Raw genomic sequence first — 25,541 nt, 5'->3', positions numbered from 1 at the left:
AGTGTCAGAAGAAACAAAGAACACAGCTTTGGAGGAAGAAACAACAGAGACTCCTGTAACAGAAGAAACTGTTGAGGATGAACCTGAAGTTGTAGAGAATGGTGAAGAAGAAGCAGAAGAAATCCCGGTAGAGGATGGAGACGAGGAAGCTTCCCAGGATGACAAGAAAGACAGCAAATCAAAAACTTCTTTCTTCGGTAAGAAGAAAAAAGAAAAAGATAAATTTGAACAGCAGATCGAAGATCTGACAGACAGACTGAAACGAAACATGGCTGAATTTGATAACTTCCGTAAGAGAACGGAGAAAGAGAAATCCAGCATGTACATCATCGGAGCCAAGGATATCGTTGAGAAAATCCTTCCGGTTGTGGATAACTTCGAAAGAGGCCTTGCACAGGCACCTGAAGGAGATTCTTTCGCGGATGGCATGAAGATGATCTACAAACAGCTGATCACAACATTGGATGAGCTGGGTGTGAAACCAATCGAGGCAGTCGGTAAGGAATTTGATCCGAACTTCCATAACGCAGTAATGCATGTGGAGGACGAAGAAGCCGGTGAGAATATTGTGGTAGAAGAATTCCAGAAGGGCTACACTTACAAGGATTTCGTAGTCCGTCACAGTATGGTAAAAGTAGCCAACTAATTTACATGAAAATATAGAATATATCAAATCTAGTTGAAAATAAACAGGAGGAACAAGATTATGGGAAAAATTATTGGTATTGACTTAGGTACAACAAACAGCTGTGTAGCCGTAATGGAAGGTGGACAGCCAACAGTTATTGCAAATACAGAAGGCGCAAGAACAACACCATCTGTTGTCGCTTTCACAAAAACAGGAGAACGTCTTGTAGGTGAACCTGCAAAACGTCAGGCAGTAACAAACGCAGAGAGAACAATCTCTTCCATTAAAAGAGAGATGGGTACTGACTACCGTGTAACAATCGACGACAAGAAATATTCCCCACAGGAAATTTCCGCTATGATTCTTCAGAAACTGAAAAAAGATGCAGAAGGATACCTCGGTGAGAAAGTTACAGAAGCAGTTATCACAGTTCCTGCATATTTCAACGATGCTCAGCGTCAGGCAACAAAAGATGCCGGTAAGATCGCTGGTCTTGAAGTAAAACGTATCATTAACGAGCCTACAGCAGCAGCTCTTGCTTATGGCCTTGATAATGAAAAAGAACAGAAGATCATGGTATACGACTTAGGTGGTGGTACATTCGATGTATCTATCATTGAAATCGGTGATGGCGTTATTGAGGTTCTTTCCACAGCCGGTAACAACCGTCTTGGTGGTGATGACTTCGACCAGAAGATCACAGATTATATGCTTTCAGAATTCAAGAAAGCAGAAGGTGTTGACTTAAGCAATGATAAGATGGCACTTCAGAGATTAAAAGAAGCTGCAGAGAAAGCTAAGAAAGAACTTTCTTCCGCAACAACTACAAACATCAACCTGCCATTCATTACAGCTACAGCAGAAGGTCCGAAACATTTCGATATGAACCTTACAAGAGCTAAATTCGATGAATTAACACATGACTTAGTAGAAATGACAGCTGATCCGGTACGTCGCGCACTTTCCGATGCAGGTATCACAGCATCTGAACTTGGTCAGGTACTTCTGGTTGGTGGATCTTCACGTATCCCGGCTGTACAGGATAAAGTAAGACAGTTAACAGGCAAAGAGCCAAGCAAGAACCTGAACCCGGATGAGTGTGTAGCACTTGGTGCTTCTATCCAGGGTGGTAAACTTGCAGGTGATGCAGGCGCAGGCGATATCCTTCTTCTGGATGTTACTCCACTGTCACTGTCCATTGAGACAATGGGTGGTATCGCAACAAGACTGATCGAGAGAAATACAACTATTCCTACAAGAAAGAGCCAGATTTTCTCAACAGCAGCAGACAACCAGACAGCAGTAGATATCAACGTTGTACAGGGTGAGCGTCAGTTCGCGAAAGACAACAAATCCCTTGGTCAGTTCCGTCTGGATGGAATCCCACCAGCACGTCGTGGTGTTCCGCAGATCGAAGTTACATTCGATATCGACGCAAACGGTATCGTGAATGTATCCGCTAAGGATCTTGGAACAGGTAAAGAACAGCACATCACAATCACAGCTGGTTCTAACATGTCTGATTCCGATATCGACAAAGCAGTTAAAGAAGCTGCTGAGTTCGAAGCACAGGATAAGAAACGTAAAGAAGCAATCGATACAAGAAACAATGCTGATTCCATGGTATTCCAGGTTGAGAATGCACTGAAAGAAGCTGGCGACAAGATCGATGCTAACGATAAAGCTGCTGTAGAAGCAGACCTGAATGCACTGAAAGACTTACTGTCCCAGACTGCAAACGCAGAAGAGATGACAGACTCTCAGGTAGCTGATATTAAAGCTGCTCAGGAGAAGATGATGGAAAGTGCTCAGAAACTGTTCGCTAAGATGTATGAGCAGACACAGCAGGCAGGCGGCCAGGCTGGTCCGGACATGAGCAACATGGGCGGAGCAGGAAACACAAATGCAGGAAGCAGCAACGATGATGATGTTGTAGATGCTGACTACAAAGAAGTTTAATATAGAGCATAGGAATAAATAAATCATGGCTGATAAGAGAGATTATTATGAAGTCTTAGGCGTGGACAAAAGCGCCGATGACGCAACACTTAAAAAAGCATATCGTAAGTTAGCCAAAAAGTATCACCCGGATGTAAATCCGGGTGATAAAGAGGCTGAGGCGAAATTTAAAGAAGCAACAGAAGCTTACACCATCTTAAGTGATCCGGATAAGAGAAGACAGTATGACCAGTTTGGTCATGCAGCATTTGAAAACGGCGGTGGCGGTGCTGGCGGCGGCTTCGGAGGTTTTGACTTCAATGGTGCTGACATGGGTGATATCTTCGGCGACATTTTCGGTGATTTATTTGGGGGCGGTGGCAGAAGCAGACGTGCCAATAATGGTCCGATGAAGGGAGCAAACCTTCGTGCACGCGTAAATATTACTTTTGAAGAAGCTGTCTTTGGCTGTGAAAAGGAACTGGAGATCGTACTGAAAGACGAATGTACCACCTGCCACGGAACAGGTGCGAAACCAGGTACTTCCCCGACAACCTGTCCGAAATGTAACGGTGAAGGTCAGGTCGTATATACACAGCAGTCCATGTTTGGAATGGTGCGTAATGTACAGACTTGTCCGGACTGTCACGGAACAGGTAAGATTATTAAGGACAAATGTACCTCCTGCCGTGGAACCGGATATACTTCTTCCAGAAAGAAGATTCAGGTATCTGTACCTGCAGGTATTGACAATGGTCAGAGCATCCGTATTCGTGAGAAAGGTGAACCAGGTACAAACGGAGGACCGAGAGGCGATCTGCTTGTAGAGGTAAATGTTGCACGTCATCCGATTTTCCAGAGACAGGATATGAATATCTTCTCTACTGCGCCTCTTACATACGCGCAGGCTGCACTGGGCGGTACTGTACGTATCAATACGGTGGACGGAGAAGTGGAATATGAAGTGAAACCGGGGACTCAGACAGATACAAGAATCCGTCTGAAAGGAAAAGGTGTGCCATCACTGAGAAACAAGAATGTACGTGGAGATCACTATGTAACTTTCGTTGTTCAGGTTCCTGCAAACCTCAACGAAGAAGCAAAAGAAGCACTGCGTAAATTTGACGAAGCATGCGGCAACCGCCCGAAAGAATCTTCTGAAGGAACAGAGAAATCTGAGAAGAAGAAAAAGAGCTTCATGGATAAATTAAAAGAGACTTTTGAAGACTGATCCTTACAGATCTAAGAGTTGGACTTCTATAAAAGTTCAGAAATATAAAAGAAAATTAAAGAAAAGAGGGCAAACCTCTTTTCTTTTTTTGCGTGGTCGTGTATATTGAAAGATAACGGTAAAATGCAGAAGAGAAGTCGCAATGATTATATGACCTCAAAAAGGGATAGAATAAAAGACTACAGATGCAAGTATTTCCGATAGTTGAAAATGATACAGGTTCATAACAGTTTAGCAGGATAAAAGTTTCCTGAGAAATGGAGAGATATTTGACTAAAAAAGAGAAAATCAGAGATTTTCGGGAGAAATATCTCCCAACATGGGCAATATTGCCACTGGTAAGCATTGTTATTTTGAACTGTCTGATTTACTGGGGCAGCGGTATGTTGACAGCCAGCAGATATCATTTTGACTTTACCTCATCACTGGATAGAGCAGTGCCATTGATTCCACAGTTTGTCTGGATTTATATTCTGGCATTTCCGTTTTGGGCAGCAAACTATATTCTGGCAGCGCAAAGGGGAAAAGATGGATTCTATCGCTTTGTGGCAACAGACTTGACGGTGCATATTGCATGCTTTGTAATTTTTCTTATTTTACCGACTACGAATGTAAGACCTGAGATTTCAGGCAGCACATGGTCTGAGCAGATCCTCAGGATGGTTTATCTGGTAGACGGTGGCAGCAGCCCGTCGAACTTATTTCCGTCCATTCATTGCTACGTAAGCTGGCTGAGCTGGCGCGGAGTCAGAAAGTCAGGGAAGATTCCGAAATGGTATCAGCATTTTTCACTGATTTTTGCAGTTTTGATCATTATTTCCACGCAGGTGTTGAAACAACATTATCTGGTGGATGCCATTGCGGGAGTGGGGATGGTGGAACTGGCGTGGAGATTTTACAGCAAAGGAAAACGTCATGAAATGTTTAGGCACTTTTTTGAAAAAGTGAGCGGAATGTATAACCAGAATAAAAAGAAGAACTGATTGGAAACATCTGTTTGACTTGATTAATCGTTGGCAGAAAAGTTTTTAAGTAGGATTGCAGGGTGTCTGAGAAGACTATGGTTAAAAAAAGATTTGATATAGCTGGAAAGTTTTGCAGACAGTTTTTCCTGTTAAAAATGATAACTAAGTAATAAATATATAAGATAAAAGAAATGGAGACAAATATATGAAGTGGAACCGTTTTACAGTAAAAACGAAAACAGAAGCAGAAGATATCGTCATCAGCACACTCGCAGAAGTCGGCATTGAAGGTGTAGAAATCCAGGACAAACAGCCTCTGACAGAGGAAGACAAAGCTCAGATGTTTGTAGACATTATGCCGGAAGGTCCTGCAGATGATGGCATTGCGTATCTGAACTTCTATCTGGAAGAAGATGCAGACAAAGAAGCAATCCTGAAAGATGTTCGTGAAGCATTAGATGATCTGAAGAATTTTATGGACATTGGAGAAGCTACCATCGAAGAATCCCAGACAGAGGATAAGGACTGGATCAACAACTGGAAACAGTATTTCCATCAGTTCTATGTAGACGATATTCTTATCGTACCGTCATGGGAAGAAGTAAAAGCAGAAGATAAGGACAAAATGATTCTCCACATTGATCCGGGTACAGCTTTCGGAACAGGTATGCATGAGACGACTCAGCTTGTAATCCGTCAGTTAAAGAAATATGTAACACCGGATACAGAGATGCTTGATGTAGGAACTGGAAGCGGTATTCTTGGCATTGTTGCCCTGAAACTTGGCGCAAAACATGTTCTGGGAACAGACCTTGACCCATGCGCAATTCCGGCGGTTGCAGAGAACAAAGAAGCAAACCAGATCGCAGATGAAAGCTTTGATATGGTGATCGGAAACATCATTGATGACAAAGCAATCCAGGATCAGGCAGGATATGAGAAATACGATATCGTAACAGCTAATATCCTTGCTGATGTTCTGATCCCGCTGACTCCTGTAATTGTAAATCAGATGAAGAAAGGCGCTTACTACATCACTTCCGGTATTCTTGACGTGAAAGAAGAAGTTGTGGTAGAGGCAGTAAAAGCGGCAGGCCTGACAGTCGTAGAAGTGACACATCAGGGCGAGTGGGTTTCCGTAACAGCAAGAAAGGACTGATCCTATGCAGCGTTTTTTTGTGGAACCTTATCAGATTGAGGAAGAGGAACATCGTATCCATATCAATGGGACAGATGTAAATCACATTAAGAATGTTCTTCGTATGAAATGCGGTGAAGATGTCTGGATCAGTGATGGTGGAAATAAAGAGTATCATTGCCAGATTGAAGAACTGGGGGAGGATGAAGTACTGCTTCATATCCTTTATGCCCAGGAGCCGGAATATGAACTGCCGAATAAAATCTATCTCTTTCAGGGATTGCCGAAGGCAGACAAGATGGAACTGATCATCCAGAAAGCAGTAGAGTTGGGAGCTTTTTCCATAATTCCAGTAGAGACAAAGAGATGTGTGGTAAAACTGGATGCGAAGAAAGCCGCGAAAAAAGTAGCCCGCTGGCAGCAGATTGCAGAGAGTGCAGCAAAGCAGTCCAAGCGAATGTTGATTCCGGAGATTCATGAAGTAATGACCTATAAACAGGCACTGGAATTTGCAAAACAGTTGGATGTAAAGCTGATTCCGTATGAGCTTGCAAAAGGAATGAAAGAAACCAGAGAAATCCTCGGCGAGATCAAACCAGGACAGTCTATCGGCATCTTTATCGGACCAGAAGGCGGATTCGAGGAAGAGGAGGTAGCAAAAGCACTGGAAGCAGGTGCACATGCAATTACACTTGGAAGACGAATCCTCAGAACTGAGACAGCAGGATTGGCGATTTTGTCAGTGCTGATGTTCCAACTGGAGAATGAATAAATGAGATATTCAGGATGTTAAAAAATACTTATTTCCATCGTCAAAAACAAACTTTAGTGTATTTTATACTTGTGAAGTGTTGAACTGGTATGAAATGTATTAAAGATGAAGTTTCAATTATTAGGTTTAATATGATTTATATTTAAGACTATAGGGAATAAAGTAATTTAGAGACATCATGATAATATATAGAAACAAGAGAGAATAAAAATGGAAGCATATTTTGATAATTCAGCCACGACCCGCTGCTTCGAAGAAGTAAAGGACATCGTGGTAAAAACAATGATGGAAGATTTCGGAAACCCATCTGCCATGCACCAGAAAGGTGTAGATGCAGAAAGGTATGTCAAAGAATCTGCCACAACACTGGCCCAGATACTGAAAGTAACAGACAAAGAAATCCTGTTCACTTCCGGCGGAACAGAGTCCAATAACCTAGCTCTGATCGGTGGTGCACTTGCCAATAAACGAAGCGGCAATCACATCATCACAACTGCAGTAGAACATGCCGCAGTCAGCCAGCCGGTAGCCTTTCTTCAGGAACAGGGATTTGAAGTAACTATTCTTCCTGTAGATGAGCAGGGCGTTGTAAAGCTTGATGCACTGGAGAAGGCATTAAGACCGGATACTATTTTCGTATCTACAATGATGGTAAATAATGAGACTGGTGCAGTTATGCCTGTAGAGAAAATCGGTGCCATGATCCAGGAGAAGTGCCCGAAAGCACTGTATCATGTAGATGCAATTCAGGCATTTGGCAAATACCGCATTTATCCGAAGAAATGGAACATCCATCTCCTTTCCGTCAGCTCACATAAGATCCACGGACCGAAGGGAGTAGGATTCCTGTACATCAACAGCAAAGCAAAAGTGCAGCCGCTGATTCTTGGCGGCGGCCAGCAGAACGGCATGCGTTCCGGAACAGACAACGTACCGGGAATCGCAGGACTTGGCGTTGCTGCAAAGATGATGTACCAGAACTTTGACGAGAAAGTAGAACATCTCTACCAGCTGAAAGAACGCATGGCAGAGGGACTTTCAAAGATTGATGACGTAGTGATCAACGGAATGCCTGTAAGAGAGGGCGCACCGCATATCTTAAGCGTCAGCTTTCTGGGAATCAGAAGCGAGGTATTGCTTCATACCTTAGAGGACAGAAACATTTACGTATCAGCAGGAAGCGCATGCTCCAGCCATAAGAGAAAACCAAGCGCAACACTTTCCGCAATGGGAATGAGCAATGCACAGATCGAGAACACTGTACGTATCAGCTTCTCAGAGGAGAATACATTCGAAGAAGTTGACTACTGCCTGGAAGTTCTGAACGAAGTACTGCCGATGCTGAAACGCTATGCACGCAGATAATGATTAAAATAAGAGAAGGAGAAACAAATGATATTCCACGCATTTTTAATAAAATACGCTGAAATCGCTATCAAGGGAAAGAACAGATACATCTTTGAAGATGCCCTTGTAAAGCAGATGAACATTGCCCTTTCCAAAGTAGAGGGAGAATTTGAAGTAAAGAAAGAACAGGGAAGAATCTATGTATTCTGTCCGGAGCAGTATGACTATGATGAAACTGTAGAAGCCCTGCAGCATGTATTCGGTATTGTCGGAATCTGCCCTGTAGTGATCTACGAAGATCAGGGATTCGAGCAGATGGCAAAGGACGTAGTTTCCTATATGAAGAACTGCCACCCGAACTACAACGGAAGCTTCAAAGTATACACAAGAAGAGCAAAGAAATCCTATCCGATCACATCCATGGAAGTCAGTGCAGAACTGGGCGGCCGTATCCTGGATGAGTTCCCGGATGCAAGCGTAGATGTACATGAACCGGACCTGACTCTTTCAGTAGAAATCCGTGACAAGATCTATGTATATTCCCAGACCATCAAAGGCGCAGGCGGAATGCCAATCGGTACAAATGGAAAAGCCATGCTTCTCCTTTCCGGCGGAATCGACAGCCCGGTAGCTGGTTACATGATCGCAAAACGTGGTGTTAAGATTGATGCCGTATACTTCCATGCTCCGCCATACACAAGCGAAAGAGCAAAACAGAAAGTTGTAGACCTGGCAAAACAGGTAGCAAAATACAGTGGACCGATCCGTCTCCATGTGGTAAACTTCACAGATATCCAGCTTTACATCTATGACCAGTGTCCACATGACGAGCTGACTATCATCATGCGCCGTTACATGATGCGTATTGCAGAACATTTTGCAAAAGAAAGTAAATGCCTCGGTCTGATCACAGGAGAAAGCATTGGCCAGGTTGCCAGCCAGACCTTACAGAGCCTCGCAGCCACCAACGAAGTCTGCACCCTCCCTGTATACCGCCCGGTTATCGGCTTCGATAAACAGGAAATCGTTGAAAGATCCTGGGAGATCGGAACCTACGAGACATCCATCCAGCCATTCGAAGACTGCTGTACCATCTTCGTAGCCAAACACCCGGTAACCAAACCAAACCTGAACGTAATCCACCGTTCCGAAACTAAGCTGGAAGAGAAGATTGATGAGCTGATGAAAACAGCGCTGGAGACTGTTGAGATTATTGAAGTTGAATAATCCACACAATCACAAGACGCCAGTATTTATGTGTGGTACAAACAAATTTGCTTAGTGCTTGGCGACAAAATGGCAACATTTTGTGGTTATTCAAAAGATAAAAATTTTATTTTTTAACCTATATAAAGAAACCTTACTGACTTTCAGAAGTAAAAAACTGAATATCGGTAAGGTTTTCTTTTGTTTCTTTTTCTTATCAAATAAAGCCTGTACAAGGTAATCACTCAATTTCTGAGAAGGCACTTTGGCATGTCTCTGGTAGATATTTAGTTCCGGGTACTTATATCTCCATTCATCATATTCTTTTTTGCTGATTTCACCGTTTTCCAGTTTGTCAGCCTGCTCCATTCATACACGAAGCATTTGATTTACAAAGGCGCCGGGAACAGATACGGAACGGTCAAGATAGAGATAAGGTTGTCCGCTTACTGCTGTCAGAAAGAGATACAACCATAACATTATTATGTGAAAGAGTAAATGCCTACTATGCGAGAGTAAATTCTATCGGCTAATGGGTGGCGGAATTAAAAAATTCATTTCAGGAGTTTACTGAACAAGCCGGAGTGGATTGAAATTTTGGTATTAGAATGATAAAATATTGTTAAATTTTAGCAAACAAGCATCTCAGCTTGAACAAAAAATCACCCTTGTCGAAGAACTTCGGACAAAACTTATAGCAGATGTAGTTACAGGTCAGGTAGATGTCAGGGATGTCAAGATTCCTACATATGAAACGGACATAATTGATTCTGAAGATGACTTAGATGAAGAAAATCTGGATGAAAGTATGGAAGAATAGGAGGCCACAGATGGAAAAGAATATTGTGTATCATGGAAGTAATGTAGAAGTATCGATTCCGCGTATTCTCCAAAATGGTTTTTACAAGGATTTTGGATATGGATTTTACTGTACCAGTTTTGAAAAACAGGCAAAGCGGTGGGCAATGACAAGAAAAGGTGCATCTGTAGTAAATCATTATGAATATACGCGAAATACAGAATTAAAGATATTGACATTTAATGAGATAACAGATGAGTGGCTTGATTTTGTGGCAGACTGCAGACGAGGAATTGAACATAGTTATGACATTGTGGAAGGACCTATGGCAGACGATCAAATCTGGAACTTTGTGGAAGGATTCATTGATGGAAGAATCCCAAGAGATGCATTCTGGGGGTTGGTAAGATTTAATTATCCTACCCATCAGATTGTGTTCTGTACAGAAGCAGCACTGAAAACATTGACTTTTGAAGGGAGTGAGACATTATGAAGAATAAATACTTTCCAGACGAAGATATAGAATCGAATGATCTTTATTTCGTATGTTATATGATAGAGCGTGTTGCAAGACACATTAAACAGAAAAATAAGTATGTTGTAAATACAATTGGACGAGATGGTTTATATCATCTGCTTAGCTGTGCAAATGTATTACATTGCGAAAATCCATTAAAGGTAGAAGAAGACTGGATAAGTGATTATGATTTAAAAACTGGAGATTATGATATTACAGCAGTTGACAAAGAGATGGCTTCAATTATTCCTTCACCTTTGGATATGGGAGCTGTATATCAGCGTCTGATAAGAGATACATTAACTTCAAAAGAAGATTTTGTAGAAGGGATAATCAGGGTATATAACAATGAAATCTGTGATGTAATTGACAATTATAACTGTAGTGCATTCTATGAGCCATCATATGTGATTGCAAGAGCATATCAAAACGGTGGATTCTAACTGAAAAAGGAGGCGCATTAGTTAATGGCGACAAATATGAAAGAGAATGGTTTTGAAACTATGATTGTAGATGTGGTAAGCCTAAGCTTCAGGAAGGCTTCGAAAAGATGAGCATATTGATACAGTCAGAAGAAGTAAAAAAATTTATTGTTTATTACAGGAAAAAGAAGTTTGGTTTAACGCGATGCGGTGAAAATAAAGGTTGTCAAATATTTTCACGATAGTTATAATGGATTGGCGGCAGAAAAAACCGGTGGCACAAAAAAAGAGGAACTGTTTACCAGTTCCTCAATGACTGCGAAAAATTATTCTGTAACGTATTTGCCTACGATTGCCATAACGGTATCAAGAGCAGCGCCATCAGCGTGGATGTTTAAGTCGATCGGTTTGGATAAATCAAGGCTGAAAATACCCATGATAGATTTTGCGTCGATTACATATCTTCCGGATACTAAATCGAAATCGCAGTCGAATTTGCTGATTTCATTAACGAATGCTTTCACTTTATCGATAGAGTTCAGTGAAATTTTAACTGTTTTCATTATGAGAACCTCCCTTAATAATAGTTATTTGCTGACCTAATAGCCTGTCAGCTTACAGTTTTCATCTTAACGGCAGCATTCATAAAAGTCAAGGTGAAAACGGATAAAATTTCCAGAAAGATTTAGTGAAAATGTAGAACAGTGCTAAAATATCAGACTGTTTTGTAGAAAATGAACAATAACTAAAGCAAAAACAAAATCTATTCTGTAAGCATATAAGTTTCCAAAATGTCAGCATGTATACAAAGTCCAGACTACAGAAAATGAGTATGCAAGTATAGAATTATAAAAACAGAAAAAACAGAAAAACTAATTAGGAGGAAAGAATGGGAAAAAAAGTTGCACTTCACAACTTAGGCTGTAAAGTAAACGCCTATGAAGTAGAAGCCATGCAGCAGCTCCTGGAAGAGGCAGGCTACGAGATCGTACCTTTTGAGCCAGGCGCTGATGTATATTTAATTAATACCTGTACAGTGACCAACATTGCAGACCGTAAATCAAGACAGATGCTGCACAAAGCAAAGAAAATGAACCCGGATGCTATCGTAATTGCAGCAGGCTGTTATGTGCAGACTGACGAGGGCAAGCTGGACAAGGACGAGGCAGTAGACCTGATCCTTGGAAATAACCAGAAGGGAAATATTGTTCAGGTACTTGAGGAATATGAGCAACAGCACACCAAACAGAAACATGTGCTTAAGATCAATCAGACAAAAGAATATGAAGAACTGGCGATCGACCATACTGCAGAGCATGTACGTGCATATATTAAAGTTCAGGACGGCTGCAATCAGTTCTGTACCTATTGTATCATTCCTTACGCAAGAGGCCGTGTCAGAAGCCGTAAGATCGCACATGTAATGGATGAGGTCCGTGCACTTGCGGCTAAGGGATACAAAGAAGTAGTTCTGACAGGAATTCACTTGAGCTCTTATGGAGTAGATTTCCCGGCAGAAGAGAAAGAAACACTGCTGTCTCTGATCCAGGCAGTTCATGAAGTTGAGGGAATTGAAAGAATCCGTCTTGGCTCCCTGGAACCGGGAATCATCACCGAGGAATTTGCAAAGAGCATCGCTGCATTGCCGAAAATGTGCCCGCATTTCCATCTGTCTCTGCAGAGCGGATGCGACATCACTTTGGAGAGAATGAACCGTAGGTACAGAAGCGTAGAATACGCAGAGAAATGTGAACTTCTGAGAAAATATCTGGGAAATCCTGCACTTACCACAGATGTGATCGTTGGTTTCCCGATGGAAACAGAGGAAGATTTCCAGGCTTCTTATAATTTTGTAGAGGGCATTCACTTCTACGAAACCCACATTTTCAAATATTCCCGCCGTCACGGCACAAAAGCAGCAGCTATGTCCGGACAGCTTACAGAAGCACAGAAAGCTGTCAGAAGCGACAAGATGCTTGCTTTAAATGAACAGCATGCAAAAGAATATGAGAAATCCATGCTCGGCAGTGAACTGAAAGTACTTCTGGAGGAAGTAGTAGAAATTAACGGAGAACAGTGGTATATCGGTCACAGCATGGAATATATTAAAACAGCAGTAAAGAAACAGGACAACTACGGTGTGAATGACATCGTTACTGTAAAAGCGGAAGAATTCCTGGAAGAGCATACATTGACAGGTGAGGTTCTGGGAGTAGAATAAATTTTTTAGAAAATTATACTGTTGGTTCTCGAATAATAATGAATGTTTGTGTTACTGTTTACTGGTGATATCCAGCGAAGTGTGTTGCTGGGCACAGAGTGAATAGTAATATGTTTGTAAGTAGTGGAAGAGTCAGCAGTAAATTTGGGTTGCACAATACGTGGAATTATATTAAAATATAGAAGAATATATGTGTATTGTATACGAAATAACTATTCAGTAATGACAATTTCGCACTGAACAGTTATCATACGAAACTTGCAATACATAGCAAAGTGAAAAATTATTGAAAATAGCATCATAACAGCAGATGCAACAATTAAAAGACTTTGCAACAATAAATCAGGTAAGGACGTGAATAAAATGGCAGAGAACAATCTGGGTAATACCCAATATTTCAGAACAAAACCAGACCAGGAACTTCAGGTAAAAGAAGTACTGGATCTTGTTTACACAGCAATGGATGAGAAAGGATACAATCCGGTCAATCAGATCGTTGGATACATTATGTCCGGAGATCCTACTTATATTACCAGTCACAAAGGCGCAAGAAGCATGATCATGAAAGTAGAGCGAGATGAACTGGTAGAGGAACTTTTAAACGAGTATATTAAGAATAAATCCTGGGAACGCTGATATGAGAATCCTGGGATTAGATTATGGATCAAAAACAGTCGGTGTAGCTATCAGCGATCCGCTGGGACTCACCGCTCAGGGCGTAGAGACAATCTGGCGTAAACAGGAGAACCATCTGCGCCAGACACTTGCCCGTATCGAAGAACTTGTTTCGGAATATCACGTGGAGAAGATCGTGCTTGGATATCCGAAGAACATGAATAATACGATTGGGGAACGTGCCCAGAAATCACTGGAATTCAAAGAGATGCTGGAGAGACGCACAGGTCTTGAAGTGATCATGTGGGACGAGCGTCTGACTACAGTAGAAGCCAATCGTACTTTAATGGAAGCCAGTGTGCGCAGAGAGAACCGTAAGCAGTATCTGGATCAGCTGGCTGCTGTTTTTATTTTACAGGGATATCTGGATTCCCTGTCCTGTTAGGAGAATAAACAAATGGAAAAAATCAAATTTCAGCTCGAGGACGGAACAGTAGCGGAGTTTTATGTAGAAGAGCAGACCAGGATCGGAGGAACGGCTTATCTTCTGGTATCTGACTCTATGGACGATGAGGCGACGGCCTATATTTTTAAAGATGTGTCAGAAGATGACAGTCAGGAAGCCTGCTATGAGATGGTCGAGAACGAGGACGAACTGCAGGCAGTTTTTAAAGTATTTGAACAGATGTTAGATGACGTAGACCTTGAAATGTAGCATGGAGGTGTAATGCTTGAGTAACGAAAATAACAACCAATTTAGTAATGAAGTGCGTGAGAATCATGAGGGACAGTCCGGATATAAGAGACCGTATAAAAAGAATTATAAATTCAAACCACAGCACAGAAACTCTCATGGAAGAAAACCGATGCAGGACCGTAAAGCACCGGCAGACAAAGAAAAGAGTGGAAAGCCAGTACCGTTTAAGGATTCTGTAAAGAATGCTTCCCGCAGATCTAAGAAACCAACATCCAAATTAAAGATCATTCCACTTGGCGGTCTGGAGCAGATCGGAATGAATATCACAGCATTTGAGTACGAGGATAGCATCGTAGTAGTAGATTGCGGACTTGCTTTCCCGGAAGATGACATGCTGGGAATCGATCTTGTAATCCCGGATGTTACCTATTTAAAAGAGAATATTTCCAAAGTAAAAGGTTTTGTGATCACACATGGACATGAGGATCACATCGGTGCACTGCCATATGTACTCAAGGACGTAAATGTACCGGTTTATTCCACAAAGCTTACCATTGCTCTGATCGCAAACAAGCTGAAAGAACACAATATGACCCGCACCACCAAGTTAAAAGAAGTAAAACATGGACAGGTCATCAACCTTGGAGATTTCTCCATTGAATTTATCAAGACAAACCACAGTATCCAGGATGCATCTGCACTTGCAATCTATTCACCGGCTGGTATCGTCGTTCACACCGGTGACTTCAAAGTAGATTACACACCTGTATTTGGAGATGCGATCGACCTGCAGCGTTTCGCTGAGATTGGTAAGAAAGGTGTACTGGCACTGATGTGTGACAGTACCAACGCTGAACGAAGCGGCTTCACTATGTCCGAGCGTTCTGTCGGTCATGTATTTGATAATCTTTTTAATGAATATAAGACAAACAGAATCATTATCGCGACTTTTGCGTCTAACGTAGACCGTGTACAGCAGATCATCAATACTGCATACCGTTTCGGACGTAAGGTTGCAGTAGAAGGCCGCAGTATGGTAAATGTTATCACAACTGCAGCAGAACTTGGATACCTCCGTATCCCGGATCAGACACTGATCGAGATCGACCAGGTGAAGAACTATCCGGATGAGCAGGTAGTTCTAATCACAACCGGAAGCCAGGGTGAATCCATGGCAGCGCTTTCCCGTATGGCGGCAAATATCCATAAGAAGATTGTGATCAAGCCGAATGATACTATTATCTTCAGTTCCAATCCGATCCCTGGAAATGAGAAAGCCGTATCCAAGGTTATCAACGAACTTTCCATGAAAGGTGCCAAAGTTATCTTCCAGGATGTTCACGTTTCCGGACATGCCTGCCAGGAAGAGATCAAGCTGATCTATTCTCTGGTAAAACCGAAATATGCGATCCCGGTTCATGGCGAGTACAGACACCTGACAGCTCAGAAGAATGTAGTCGAGGAACTTGGAATTCCGAAAGAGAACATCTTTGTTCTTGCATCCGGTAATATCCTGGAACTTGACAGCCAGAGTGCACAGGTGACAGGAACTGTACACACCGGAGCCATTCTTGTGGATGGACTTGGCGTTGGTGATGTAGGAAACATTGTTCTCCGTGACCGCCAGCATCTTGCTGAGGACGGAATCATGATCGTTGTGGTAACTTTAGAGCGCCACAGCAATGTGATCCTTGCAGGACCGGACATCGTATCCCGTGGTTTCGTATATGTAAGAGAATCCGAGGATCTGATGGATCATGCGAGAGAAGTAGTAGAGAATGCACTGGATTCCTGTCTGGAACGCAATATCACAGACTGGGGCAAGATCAAAACAGTAGTAAAAGATGCGCTTAGCGAATTCTTATGGAAACGCACAAAGAGAAGTCCGATGATCCTGCCTATTATCATGGAGGCATAAAATGGAACCAAACACAATAGAGGAAAGTATTAACGGACTTTTAGAGGCAATCAAAGAGAGTCCGGAATATCTGGAATTTCGTAAGCAGAGTGAACTTCTGGAAAAGGATCCGGAACTGAAAGCAAGAGTAGATGCATTCAGAGCGGATAACTACAGAGTCCAGAATGAATGCGATTCCGACAATCTGTTTGAAGTTGTAGAGCAGATGGGAAAAGAATCTGCAGAACTGCGCAGACATCCACTGGTAAATGCTTATCTGGATGCAGAACTTGCGCTTTGCAAGATGATGCAGAGGATCTGCGTGAAAGTAGCAGAAGGCATTGACATGGATGTGCCGATTGCGTAACTATGAAAGGAAATAAATTATGAGTGATACCAAAGAACGTGCAGGTGCGGCAGGCGTTGTTGTAGCTGGAGTATTTTTTAAGATCGCACTTTATGTTTGTGTGGTAGTGCTACTTTTCTGGGTGGGAAGAGCTTCATTCCAGTTCGGACATGATGTCTTTAACCAGCAGGCCATGAGCCCGGGAGAGGGACAGGAAGTCACAGTAGTAATTAAAGAAGACGCTTCCCTGTATAAGATTGCCAAAACTCTTCAGAAGAAAGGTCTTGTCAAGAGTGCACCGGTATTTTATGTGCAGGAGAGATTGTCTGCTTACCATGGCAAGCTTCAGCCGGGAACTTATCTCTTAAGTACTGCATATACACCGAACCGTATTATGGGAATCCTGGCAGGAGATGACGAACAGGAAGGGGTAAGTGATTCGTGATAGTTGATGAACGAATGCGTACCTATATCAATTCACTGGATATGGGAAATACACCGTTTCTGGAGGAACTGGAACAGTATGCCATCAGAGAACGGGTTCCTATTATCCGAAGAGAAATGCAGAGTTTTATAAAGATGTTTCTGGCTTTGAACCAGCCGAAACGTATTCTGGAGGTGGGGACAGCCATTGGCTTCTCCACACTTCTTATGTGTGAATATGGCCCGCAGGATCTGGAAATCGTTACCATTGAGAATTATGAGAAAAGAATTCCCATTGCAAAAGAGAATTTCCGCAAAGCCGGCCGTGAGTCACAGATCACTCTGCTGGAAGGAGACGCAGGACAGATATTAAAAGAACTGGAAGGTCCTTTTGATATGATCTTCATGGATGCCGCAAAAGGACAGTATATCAACTGGCTTCCTGATGTGATGCGTCTGATGCAAAAGGGCGGCGTTCTTATTTCCGACAATGTGCTTCAGGAGGGAGATATCATAGAATCTCATTATCTGGTGGAGCGCAGAAACAGAACCATATATAAACGGATGCGAGAGTATCTGTATGAACTGAAACATAATCCATCCCTGATAACTTCGATCATTCCGTTGGGAGACGGGGTTACAGTCAGTGTGAAACAGGAGTGAACAATATGAGAAAAATAGAATTGCTGGTTCCGGCAAGCAGCCTTGAAGTATTAAAGATTGCTGTTATTTTCGGAGCAGATGCAGTATATATCGGAGGAGAAGCTTTCGGACTGAGAGCCAAAGCAAAGAATTTCTCTCATGATGATATGAAAGAGGGAATCGCTTTTGCTCATGAGCACGGGGTAAAAGTTTATGTAACGGTAAACATCCTGGCTCACAATTATGATCTGCCGGGTGTCAGAGAATATCTCACAGAACTGAAAGAACTGAAGCCGGATGCTTTGATCATCGCTGATCCGGGAATCTTTATGTATGCGAAAGAAATCTGTCCGGAGATCGAGCGCCATATCAGTACACAGGCGAACAATACCAATTATGAAACTTATCGTTTCTGGTACAATCTGGGAGCAAAACGTGTAGTAACAGCCAGAGAACTTTCTCTTGCTGAGATCAGAGAGATCAGAGAGCATATCCCGGATGATATGGAAATTGAGACATTTATTCATGGAGCTATGTGCATTTCCTATTCCGGAAGATGTCTGCTCAGCAATTATCTGGCAGGACGAGACGCAAATCAAGGAGCCTGTACTCATCCGTGCCGCTGGAAATATTCCATCGTGGAAGAGAAACGTCCGGGAGAATATATGCCGGTATTTGAGAATGAGAGAGGCACTTATATTTTTAATTCAAAAGATCTCTGCATGATCGAGCATATGGACGATATCATAAACAGCGGAATCGACAGCCTGAAGATTGAAGGTCGTATGAAAACCGCACTCTACGTAGCAACTGTTGCCAGAACTTATCGCAAGGCAATCGACGACTATATGGAGAGTCCTGAGAAATATCAGGCAAACATGCCATGGTATCAGGAACAGATTTCCAACTGTACTTACAGACAGTTTACAACCGGATTTTTCTATGGAAAACCGGATGAGAATACACAGATCTACGACAATAACACTTATCAGAAAGAATATACTTATCTGGGCTTTGCAGAGGCAGTAGATGAACGCGGCTATGCACAGATCACTCAGAGAAATAAATTCTCTGTAGGTGAAACCATCGAGATCATGAAACCAGACGGACAGAACGTATCTATTGTTGTAAAGGGAATCTATGATGAAGAGGGCAATCCAATGGAGAGTGCACCTCACGCACAGCAGAAACTGTTCATTGATCTGGGAACAGAAATCCAGGTTTATGATTTATTGAGAAGAGCAGAATAAAAATAAACGCAGCCAACAAAGTTAACGTTGGCTGCGTTTACTGTATCTGGGGAAAAAGTCCGCGAAGCTTTTGCAGAGCTGTTTTCTCAATTCTGGAGACATAAGAACGGCTGATACACAGCTTCCGGGCAATCTCACGCTGAGTTTCCTCTTCCATGCCAAACAGCCCATAGCGGTAACAGATCACCTGATATTCCTTATCAGACAGGATTTTTTTCAGAGATTTCAGAAGATAAGAAGTATTTTCCCTTATATAACAATCCTCCACAATATCTACCGGCGTACTCTCGATCACATCCAACAGATTAATCTCATTTCCCTCTTTGTCCGTTCCAATCGGTTCATACAGCGACACTTCCCTTGAATGTTTCTTTTTAGACCTGAAGTACATCAGCAGCTCATTTTCTATACACCTTGCAGAATACGTAGATAATCTTGAAGATTTCTGCGGATTAAAAGTAGTAACCGCCTTGATCAGTCCGATAGTACCAATTGAGATCAGATCGTCTGTATCTTCACCGGTTCCCTGGTACTTTTTCACCACATGGGCGACCAGCCGGAGATTATGCTCGATCAGGATATTCTTTGCCTGAGAATCACCCTCCTGATACTTTTGAAGATAATATTTTTCCTGGGATAGGGACAAAGGTTTCAAAAAAGCCTTCAAATGCTTACCTCGAAGGGGATTTCTATATAGTTTATGTCGAGGACAGGATGTTTGTGCTTTTCCTGCTTTTACCTTTTACAGTTATTTTACCGACTCTATACAATAGTATGATAGCAGTTTTTATTTTTTGCTGTTATGATAAAAAAGAATTGTGTTCAGGCATTAATAATCTGGAACAGATGATTAATGAAATTCAGAATATAACATCAGATTAAGTAAAAAGAATAAAGGATGCAATAAGAAAATTCCGAGACATCAGAAGAGGAGAAATAATATATGAAATACAAAGAAATAGAAAATAATAAAGAGATTAACGCATATCTTCAGAAAGGAAATGAAAACCTGGGCCAGATTGGTTTTACAGATCATTCGAAAGCGCATTGTGTACAGGTAGCACATCAGGCAGGAAAAATCCTGAAACGGATGGGATATTCAGAACATGAAATTGAACTTGCAAAGATTGCAGGATATATGCATGATATTGGAAATGTGATCAACAGAACCCATCATGCAGAATATGGTGCGCTTCTTGCAAATGATCTGCTGAAAGAAACCGATATGTCTCTGGAAGACAGAATAACAGTGATTGCAGCAATTGGTAATCATGATGAATCAACTGGAAGTCCTGAGGATGTCATTTCAGCAGCACTTATCATAGCGGATAAAACAGATGTAAGAAGAAGCCGTGTACGCCAGAAGGAAAAATCAGCATATGATATTCATGACCGTGTAAATTATGCAGTTACAGATTCCAAACTGAAAATTGCGGAAGATAAGTCAGTTATTGCATTGAATCTTCAGATTGATGAAAATATCTGTTCTATGTATGACTATTTCGAAATCTTCCTTGAACGTATGATGCTTTGCAGAAAATCAGCGGAAATACTTGGAACAACTTTTAAGCTGACAGTAAATGGACGGAAAGTTTTGTAGAATTGCGTAGTACATTTCGTCCAGGACTCATTTAAATTAAAAGAGAATAGATGAAAATAGAGAAATTTATTGAAAGAGATGTCCGTAAAAAAGTATCTCTTTTTTTATATTGATTTTTGTAGCGGATGTTTTAAATGTGCATTGAGAAATCAGAATGACTACAGTATAATGAATGAAGAATTTAACCAAACTGCGGAGCAGTTATTTGGTTATGAGCAAGTAGCGAAGTGGATGATTTTATCCGCTTGACCAAAAACTGAAAAACAGTTATTCGATCATGAGCAGGTTATGAAGCGGACGATTTTACCTGCCTGACTACAATACAATAGGAGAAATACATGAAAATATATTTAGCCCCTCTTGAGGGAATTACAGGATACACATATAGAAGAGCACTTTACCAGTGCTTTGGAGGTTTTGACAAATATTTTATCCCATTCATTCTTCCAAACCAGAAAGGCCATCTCAGCACCAGAGAAAAGAAAGACATCATGCCTGAGAATAATGAAGGCATGTATGCAGTCCCGCAGATCCTGACAAAGAATGCAGAGGATTTTATCCAGACAGCGGAAACTCTGCAGGAATATGGCTACAATGAAGTAAACCTGAATCTCGGCTGCCCGTCAAAGACGGTTGTGACGAAAGGCAGAGGTGCAGGTTTTCTGGACAGACCAGATGAATTGGACAAATTTTTGGATGAGATTTTTAATAAATGTGATATGAAAATTTCCATTAAGACCCGCCTGGGTATGGATGATCCGGAAGAATTTGAAGACCTTTTGACGATTTATAACAAATATCCACTGGAAGAACTGATCGTTCATGCAAGAGTACAGAAAGATTATTACAAAAATACGCCTCGTCTGGAAACATTCGGAGAGGCAGTGGAACGCGCAAACAGCTCGGTGTGCTACAACGGGGATATTGTCACTGTAGAGAATTGCACCAGATTAAAAGAAATGTTTCCAACACTGGACTGTATCATGACAGGCAGAGGAACCTTGAAGAATCCGGCATTGGCAAGAGAAATTCGCGGTGGTGCACCTGCATCAAAAGAGGAAATACGCAGGTTCCATGATATCATGTACCAGGAATATTGTGAAGATCTTTCCGGAGACAGAAATATTCTGTTCCGTATGAAAGAATTATGGTCTTATCTGGCACCAATGTTTACCAATAATAAGAAATATGCGAAAAAGATAAAGAAAGCCGAGAAATGTGCAGTGTATGAAAATGCAGTCAGGGAACTGTTCAGCTGTGAGCAATTGATCAGAGAATCTGAAAAATATTTCCATTCATGATCCGTTCTGGTCCAAACACGTAGACCTGGTAAGAAATGCGATCATTCCATATCAGTGGGAGGCTATGAATGACAGGATCCCTGATGCGGAATCCAGTCATTGTCTGGAGAATTTTGAGATTGCAGCAGGTAGAAAGACAGGGGAATTTTACGGGGCTGTTTTTCAGGATACAGATGTAGCGAAATGGCTGGAAGCAGTTGGCTTTTCCCTGGCATGCTATCCGGATGAGGCACTGGAAAAAACAGCAGATGAAGTGATCGACCTTATTGCAGAAGCGCAGTGTGAGGATGGATATATTAATACATATTATACGATCAAAGAGCCGGGAAAACGCTGGACAGATCTTTGTGAAGGACATGAATTATACACAGCAGGACATCTGATCGAGGCAGCAGTTGCTTATTATGAAGGAACAGGAAAGAAGAAATTTTTGGACTGCGTGAGCAAATTTGCAGATCTCATCTGTGATACGTTTGGAACAGAAGAAGGCAAGATCCACGGCTATCCTGAGAGCTGTGCATCTATCGGACTGGCTCTGTTTGGCCTGAGAATGGCACAGATCACAGGAGAAAGTCAGTACATTGATGTGGCTGAGCGTGCATTGTATAATACCGTTCTTGCGGGAATCGCATTGGATGGAAAGAGCTTTTTCTATGTAAATCCTCTGGAAGTATGGCCGCCTGCATGCATGGAAGGAACATCGAAGAAACATGTAAAACCAATCCGTCAAAAATGGTTTGGCGTGGCATGCTGTCCTCCGAATATTGCAAGAACACTTGCATCTCTCGGACAGTATATCTATGCAGAGAACTCGAAGAAAAAAGAGTTATATGTTAATCTCTTTGTATCCAATGAGACAGAACTCGACTGGAATGAAAACAAGATTTCCGTGAAACTTCAGACAGAATTTCCGTGGGTAAATACTTATAGTCTTGAAATAAAGAATGTACCGGAAGGAGAAATGGATTTGTTGCTTCGTGTACCGGATTATGCACAGGATTATCAGGTAACAGCAGACGGAAATATGTATGAAGAAAATAAAGAACTGGAAAAAGGCTACCGCAGAGTTCATGTAGAAAAAGACACAAGAATAGAAGTAAGCTTTGCAGCACCGGCTAAATTTGTTTACGCGAATCCACAGGTACGTGCAGATTCGGGAAAAGCAGCAATTGTTCGTGGACCGCTGGTATACTGTCTGGAAGAAATTGATAATTCACAAAATCTTCCGGCCGTTTTTGTGGACACAGATACAGCTCTGGAAGAAGAGAAATCTGATCTTTTTGGCGGAATCGTGACTGTAAAAGCCAGAGGAAAGAAGATTGTAGAATCCTCTGTTTCTAACAGCCTGTACAGCGGACAGAAACCACAGCTGGAAGACGTAGAACTGACAGCAATCCCGTATCCTTACTGGAATAACAGAGGAGAGGGTGAAATGCTTGTGTGGATGAAAGAACTCAGACCGTAAATAAGATACCCCTTAAACAGACAGGAAAACAATCCTGATCTGATAAGGGGTATTTTTTTGAAAAATTTAAAGTGAAAATAATCTATGACTTGAGTGTAGATGCGGAAGCACTTTTCTGGAAGATTGAACTTGAAAATAATATACAAAAGAAGATTCAGATCACAGACTTTGGTATTTGGGTATCGTTTGCATATGTGATGTTCCGGGATAAGAATGTGCTCAGAAATATTCATAATTCAGCAGCAGTTTTTCCATCCATCTCTACAGACTATACAAAGTTAAGTATGGTAAGAAGAGACGGAACAGGCACGAATCTCGGACTCTATCAGGTGAAAGGAAAAACAAAATCAGTCGGAACTTACTGCGACTATGAAAATCTTTTCTTCGAGAATGTCTCTCCTTCTCTGGATGGTATGCTGTTTCATAAGTTATATCTGGCAGGCGGATATCCGCAGGACTTTAAGAACAATGACTGGATTTATGAGAAAGACGGATTTATACTGGAAGCCGGGGAAACCAAAATCTGGGAGTACGTGATCAGCGTGAATCAGGGTGAAAATGACTTCTATCAGGAAGGTCTCAAATGGAAACACCCGAGAGTAGAATACACTCCGCTGAACATTATCGGGGAGGGTACGAGGGTATCTGTAGAAGTGCCGGAAGGACTTGAGATAGCCAGTGCAGAAGCTCATTATAAGGAAGGTAATCTTATTAAGAAACTTTCCATCCCGGTATGCAAAGATCCAGCAGTATGCAAAGAATCAGCGGTATGTAAAGAACTAGCAGTATACGAAGAAAAAGCAATATGTGAAGACACAAAGATTTGTACAGACACAAAAAGGTGCAAAAATACAGAGAACTGTAAAGTCTCTGTGAAAACAGAAAAATATAATTTGATATTCAAGCTTGCTGCCATGGGTGAACACAAAGTCGTGATCAGGTTTACAGACAATACAGAGGATTTCGTAGTCCTGAATGTGATGGACAAAATCGACAAAGTGATTGAGGAACGTGTAGAATATATCTGCGATAGCCTGTACCATAATGAGAATGAAAATCCTCCATATGCCTTTGAACCAGTCTCCAATCAGGGAGAATCTCTCGGAAAGGCAAACCTTGTTTTGCAGAAGAATATTTTTGGAAAACTGGATGCCAGTCAGGTGCAGAAAGTAGAGAAGTGTGCAGTTAATTATGTGCGCTCGAAATGGTTTATCGATGGAGATTTTAGGAAACCGAGGAAACTGTACGGCGATTTCTACCGCTGTATGGATTTCGAATATATCACACATTTGTTTTATCTGCTTTCAGAGTTTGACGACAGTGCTTTAGCATTAAATACTGCAGATACCTATCTGGAATGGGCTGCAGATGTATTCGAATTAAGAGTAAATCCGGATCTTCACGAAGAAGAACGCGGTAAGGAAGAGGCACAGATGCTGGGCGTATATTTTCTGTACTTCAAGAGACTTCTTGACAAACTTAAAGCCAAAGGAATGACAGAAAAGTATAATAAAATCCAGTCTCTCTGGGAGAAAGTAATGGACAGAGTTGCCGCTGAGACAGAAACTTATAAAGCGGCGATTACCGAACATTTTTACGACAATGCAGGATTCGGCCCGACAGCCGGAGCTCTATGTGAAAGCGGCAGAGGCGAAAGTGCAGAGAAGTATGGAGATCTCGGGAAAATTTCAAAGCTGGTAGGTTTCAACTCAGAGATATATTTCTCAAACTGTTTTAAAAAGTATATGGAGATTTCTCCGAAGAATTATAGAAAGAAATATGAGAATAAAATTTGAAAAGGGATTGTTCAAAAAATTTTCTGAAGAGGCGTTGGAAATTGTAAATCCGTTGGCATGATTAGGTAAGTTGGTCATGTTGGCGGATTTTTTATCTGCAGAAATATATCGTGATTATGCTATGAAAATATAAGATAGTTTTTAAGAATTTTGCTTAACTGAACCTAGATTATTCGCGGAACAGCCGTGAAACCGGCTGAAAGCCGCATAGTTACTGTGTTTTAACAGTATATTGCTTTTCACCTATCAAGTGAATGAAAAAAGAGCATCCATTTGTGGTAAAATTAAGGTGTTCGAAGCCATTAATAATACAAACAAAGGAGCC

26 protein-coding genes are annotated in these 25,541 nt (G+C 41.6%); 24 read left to right on the top strand and 2 right to left on the bottom strand.

From position 1 onward, the window contains the following. Position 1 precedes the first annotated feature (1 nt). The 11 genes from grpE to ACTNES_RS09035 all read left to right on the top strand — a co-directional run bounded on the left by grpE (position 2) and on the right by ACTNES_RS09035 (position 10,984). Positions 2 to 646: a nucleotide exchange factor GrpE gene (grpE, locus tag ACTNES_RS09085; protein WP_441039142.1), complete on the top strand. Its 645-nt coding sequence runs from the start codon at positions 2 to 4 to the stop codon at positions 644 to 646. A 60-nt stretch (positions 647 to 706) separates the two neighbouring features. Beyond that, the gene (gene dnaK / locus ACTNES_RS09080; protein WP_441039141.1) at positions 707 to 2,587 is read left to right on the top strand and encodes a molecular chaperone DnaK; all 1,881 of its coding nucleotides are present in this window, start codon (positions 707 to 709) and stop codon (positions 2,585 to 2,587) included. Positions 2,588 to 2,612: 25 nt separating this feature from the next. Then, the gene (gene dnaJ, locus ACTNES_RS09075) at positions 2,613 to 3,797 is read left to right on the top strand and encodes a molecular chaperone DnaJ (protein WP_291808592.1); all 1,185 of its coding nucleotides are present in this window, start codon (positions 2,613 to 2,615) and stop codon (positions 3,795 to 3,797) included. 269 nt (positions 3,798 to 4,066) lie between these two features. After that, on the top strand, positions 4,067 to 4,780 hold the full coding sequence (locus tag ACTNES_RS09070; protein ID WP_291808589.1) for a phosphatase PAP2 family protein: 714 nt from the start codon (positions 4,067 to 4,069) through the stop codon (positions 4,778 to 4,780). A 187-nt stretch (positions 4,781 to 4,967) separates the two neighbouring features. Next, positions 4,968 to 5,921 (top strand): 50S ribosomal protein L11 methyltransferase, encoded by a 954-nt coding sequence (gene prmA / locus ACTNES_RS09065; RefSeq protein ID WP_291808586.1) that lies wholly within the window; start codon positions 4,968 to 4,970, stop codon positions 5,919 to 5,921. 4 nt (positions 5,922 to 5,925) lie between these two features. Next, positions 5,926 to 6,672 carry a 16S rRNA (uracil(1498)-N(3))-methyltransferase gene (locus ACTNES_RS09060; RefSeq protein WP_216460621.1) on the top strand — a complete coding sequence of 249 codons (747 nt, stop codon included), beginning with the start codon at positions 5,926 to 5,928 and terminating at the stop codon, positions 6,670 to 6,672. 210 nt (positions 6,673 to 6,882) lie between these two features. Then, positions 6,883 to 8,037 carry a cysteine desulfurase family protein gene (locus ACTNES_RS09055; protein ID WP_441039140.1) on the top strand — a complete coding sequence of 385 codons (1,155 nt, stop codon included), beginning with the start codon at positions 6,883 to 6,885 and terminating at the stop codon, positions 8,035 to 8,037. Positions 8,038 to 8,064: 27 nt separating this feature from the next. Then, positions 8,065 to 9,246 (top strand): tRNA uracil 4-sulfurtransferase ThiI, encoded by a 1,182-nt coding sequence (gene thiI, locus ACTNES_RS09050; RefSeq protein ID WP_291808581.1) that lies wholly within the window; start codon positions 8,065 to 8,067, stop codon positions 9,244 to 9,246. Between the two features lie 598 nt (positions 9,247 to 9,844). Next, a complete protein-coding gene (locus ACTNES_RS09045; protein WP_291808578.1) occupies positions 9,845 to 10,045 on the top strand; it encodes a hypothetical protein in 201 nt (66 codons plus the stop codon). 10 nt (positions 10,046 to 10,055) lie between these two features. Then, on the top strand, positions 10,056 to 10,517 hold the full coding sequence (locus tag ACTNES_RS09040; RefSeq protein WP_291808575.1) for a DUF3990 domain-containing protein: 462 nt from the start codon (positions 10,056 to 10,058) through the stop codon (positions 10,515 to 10,517). After that, positions 10,514 to 10,984 (top strand): hypothetical protein, encoded by a 471-nt coding sequence (locus tag ACTNES_RS09035; RefSeq protein WP_216460624.1) that lies wholly within the window; start codon positions 10,514 to 10,516, stop codon positions 10,982 to 10,984. The genes ACTNES_RS09040 and ACTNES_RS09035 overlap by 4 nt, the downstream gene beginning before the upstream one ends. 305 nt (positions 10,985 to 11,289) lie before the next feature. Here ACTNES_RS09035 and ACTNES_RS09030 read toward each other — a convergent pair whose 3' ends face one another. After that, positions 11,290 to 11,526, bottom strand: coding sequence for an HPr family phosphocarrier protein (locus ACTNES_RS09030; RefSeq protein WP_008707401.1), 237 nt, complete (start codon positions 11,524 to 11,526; stop codon positions 11,290 to 11,292). A gap of 326 nt (positions 11,527 to 11,852) precedes the next feature. Here ACTNES_RS09030 and mtaB point away from each other — a divergent pair, with 326 nt between their 5' ends. The 9 genes from mtaB (at position 11,853) to ACTNES_RS08985 (ending at position 19,054) form a co-directional block, all read left to right on the top strand. Continuing rightward, on the top strand, positions 11,853 to 13,184 hold the full coding sequence (gene mtaB / locus ACTNES_RS09025) for a tRNA (N(6)-L-threonylcarbamoyladenosine(37)-C(2))-methylthiotransferase MtaB (protein ID WP_216460625.1): 1,332 nt from the start codon (positions 11,853 to 11,855) through the stop codon (positions 13,182 to 13,184). A gap of 363 nt (positions 13,185 to 13,547) precedes the next feature. After that, entirely contained in the window at positions 13,548 to 13,820 is a 273-nt protein-coding gene (locus ACTNES_RS09020) for an IreB family regulatory phosphoprotein (protein ID WP_020994102.1), read from the top strand. Position 13,821: 1 nt separating this feature from the next. Continuing rightward, positions 13,822 to 14,244: a Holliday junction resolvase RuvX gene (gene ruvX, locus ACTNES_RS09015; RefSeq protein WP_291816548.1), complete on the top strand. Its 423-nt coding sequence runs from the start codon at positions 13,822 to 13,824 to the stop codon at positions 14,242 to 14,244. A gap of 12 nt (positions 14,245 to 14,256) precedes the next feature. Beyond that, positions 14,257 to 14,514: a DUF1292 domain-containing protein gene (locus ACTNES_RS09010; protein WP_291808552.1), complete on the top strand. Its 258-nt coding sequence runs from the start codon at positions 14,257 to 14,259 to the stop codon at positions 14,512 to 14,514. Between the two features lie 151 nt (positions 14,515 to 14,665). Next, positions 14,666 to 16,414: a ribonuclease J gene (locus ACTNES_RS09005; protein ID WP_291808605.1), complete on the top strand. Its 1,749-nt coding sequence runs from the start codon at positions 14,666 to 14,668 to the stop codon at positions 16,412 to 16,414. A 1-nt stretch (position 16,415) separates the two neighbouring features. Next, complete coding sequence (locus tag ACTNES_RS09000) at positions 16,416 to 16,760, top strand: YlbF family regulator (RefSeq protein ID WP_216460628.1); 345 nt, start codon at positions 16,416 to 16,418, stop codon at positions 16,758 to 16,760. 19 nt (positions 16,761 to 16,779) lie between these two features. Next, on the top strand, positions 16,780 to 17,184 hold the full coding sequence (locus ACTNES_RS08995) for an endolytic transglycosylase MltG (protein ID WP_216460629.1): 405 nt from the start codon (positions 16,780 to 16,782) through the stop codon (positions 17,182 to 17,184). Then, positions 17,181 to 17,825 (top strand): O-methyltransferase, encoded by a 645-nt coding sequence (locus ACTNES_RS08990; protein ID WP_216460630.1) that lies wholly within the window; start codon positions 17,181 to 17,183, stop codon positions 17,823 to 17,825. Before ACTNES_RS08995 ends, ACTNES_RS08990 begins: the two co-directional genes overlap by 4 nt. A gap of 5 nt (positions 17,826 to 17,830) precedes the next feature. Further along, entirely contained in the window at positions 17,831 to 19,054 is a 1,224-nt protein-coding gene (locus tag ACTNES_RS08985) for a peptidase U32 family protein (RefSeq protein ID WP_291804023.1), read from the top strand. 37 nt (positions 19,055 to 19,091) lie between these two features. Here the strand turns inward: ACTNES_RS08985 and sigK are convergent, their stop codons facing one another. Then, complete coding sequence (gene sigK / locus ACTNES_RS08980; protein ID WP_216460632.1) at positions 19,092 to 19,721, bottom strand: RNA polymerase sporulation sigma factor SigK; 630 nt, start codon at positions 19,719 to 19,721, stop codon at positions 19,092 to 19,094. 276 nt (positions 19,722 to 19,997) lie between these two features. Here sigK and ACTNES_RS08975 point away from each other — a divergent pair, with 276 nt between their 5' ends. The 4 genes from ACTNES_RS08975 to ACTNES_RS08960 all read left to right on the top strand — a co-directional run bounded on the left by ACTNES_RS08975 (position 19,998) and on the right by ACTNES_RS08960 (position 25,216). Continuing rightward, positions 19,998 to 20,654, top strand: coding sequence for an HD domain-containing protein (locus ACTNES_RS08975; RefSeq protein WP_291816545.1), 657 nt, complete (start codon positions 19,998 to 20,000; stop codon positions 20,652 to 20,654). Between the two features lie 338 nt (positions 20,655 to 20,992). Next, entirely contained in the window at positions 20,993 to 21,955 is a 963-nt protein-coding gene (locus tag ACTNES_RS08970) for a tRNA dihydrouridine synthase (RefSeq protein WP_291816543.1), read from the top strand. Then, entirely contained in the window at positions 21,933 to 23,420 is a 1,488-nt protein-coding gene (locus ACTNES_RS08965) for a glycoside hydrolase family 127 protein (protein ID WP_291816552.1), read from the top strand. Before ACTNES_RS08970 ends, ACTNES_RS08965 begins: the two co-directional genes overlap by 23 nt. A gap of 71 nt (positions 23,421 to 23,491) precedes the next feature. Further along, positions 23,492 to 25,216 (top strand): hypothetical protein, encoded by a 1,725-nt coding sequence (locus tag ACTNES_RS08960; protein ID WP_291816542.1) that lies wholly within the window; start codon positions 23,492 to 23,494, stop codon positions 25,214 to 25,216. The last annotated feature ends 325 nt before the right edge of the window (positions 25,217 to 25,541 follow it).

This window comes from Blautia sp. HCP3S3_D9 (assembly GCF_052063845.1).
GTDB lineage: Bacteria > Bacillota > Clostridia > Lachnospirales > Lachnospiraceae > Blautia_A.
This window is presented reverse-complemented; position numbering and strand designations above follow the sequence as displayed.

Coding starts and splice junctions, on each gene's coding strand:
- dnaK (WP_441039141.1), top strand. CDS start 707: ATGGGAAAAATTATTGGTATTGACTTAGGTACAACAAACAGCTGTGTA.
- dnaJ (WP_291808592.1), top strand. CDS start 2,613: ATGGCTGATAAGAGAGATTATTATGAAGTCTTAGGCGTGGACAAAAGC.
- prmA (WP_291808586.1), top strand. CDS start 4,968: ATGAAGTGGAACCGTTTTACAGTAAAAACGAAAACAGAAGCAGAAGAT.
- ACTNES_RS09060 (WP_216460621.1), top strand. CDS start 5,926: ATGCAGCGTTTTTTTGTGGAACCTTATCAGATTGAGGAAGAGGAACAT.
- ACTNES_RS09055 (WP_441039140.1), top strand. CDS start 6,883: ATGGAAGCATATTTTGATAATTCAGCCACGACCCGCTGCTTCGAAGAA.
- thiI (WP_291808581.1), top strand. CDS start 8,065: ATGATATTCCACGCATTTTTAATAAAATACGCTGAAATCGCTATCAAG.
- ACTNES_RS09040 (WP_291808575.1), top strand. CDS start 10,056: ATGGAAAAGAATATTGTGTATCATGGAAGTAATGTAGAAGTATCGATT.
- ACTNES_RS09035 (WP_216460624.1), top strand. CDS start 10,514: ATGAAGAATAAATACTTTCCAGACGAAGATATAGAATCGAATGATCTT.
- ACTNES_RS09030 (WP_008707401.1), bottom strand. CDS start 11,526: ATGAAAACAGTTAAAATTTCACTGAACTCTATCGATAAAGTGAAAGCA.
- mtaB (WP_216460625.1), top strand. CDS start 11,853: ATGGGAAAAAAAGTTGCACTTCACAACTTAGGCTGTAAAGTAAACGCC.
- ACTNES_RS09020 (WP_020994102.1), top strand. CDS start 13,548: ATGGCAGAGAACAATCTGGGTAATACCCAATATTTCAGAACAAAACCA.
- ruvX (WP_291816548.1), top strand. CDS start 13,822: ATGAGAATCCTGGGATTAGATTATGGATCAAAAACAGTCGGTGTAGCT.
- ACTNES_RS09010 (WP_291808552.1), top strand. CDS start 14,257: ATGGAAAAAATCAAATTTCAGCTCGAGGACGGAACAGTAGCGGAGTTT.
- ACTNES_RS09005 (WP_291808605.1), top strand. CDS start 14,666: ATGCAGGACCGTAAAGCACCGGCAGACAAAGAAAAGAGTGGAAAGCCA.
- ACTNES_RS09000 (WP_216460628.1), top strand. CDS start 16,416: ATGGAACCAAACACAATAGAGGAAAGTATTAACGGACTTTTAGAGGCA.
- ACTNES_RS08995 (WP_216460629.1), top strand. CDS start 16,780: ATGAGTGATACCAAAGAACGTGCAGGTGCGGCAGGCGTTGTTGTAGCT.
- ACTNES_RS08985 (WP_291804023.1), top strand. CDS start 17,831: ATGAGAAAAATAGAATTGCTGGTTCCGGCAAGCAGCCTTGAAGTATTA.
- ACTNES_RS08975 (WP_291816545.1), top strand. CDS start 19,998: ATGAAATACAAAGAAATAGAAAATAATAAAGAGATTAACGCATATCTT.
- ACTNES_RS08970 (WP_291816543.1), top strand. CDS start 20,993: ATGAAAATATATTTAGCCCCTCTTGAGGGAATTACAGGATACACATAT.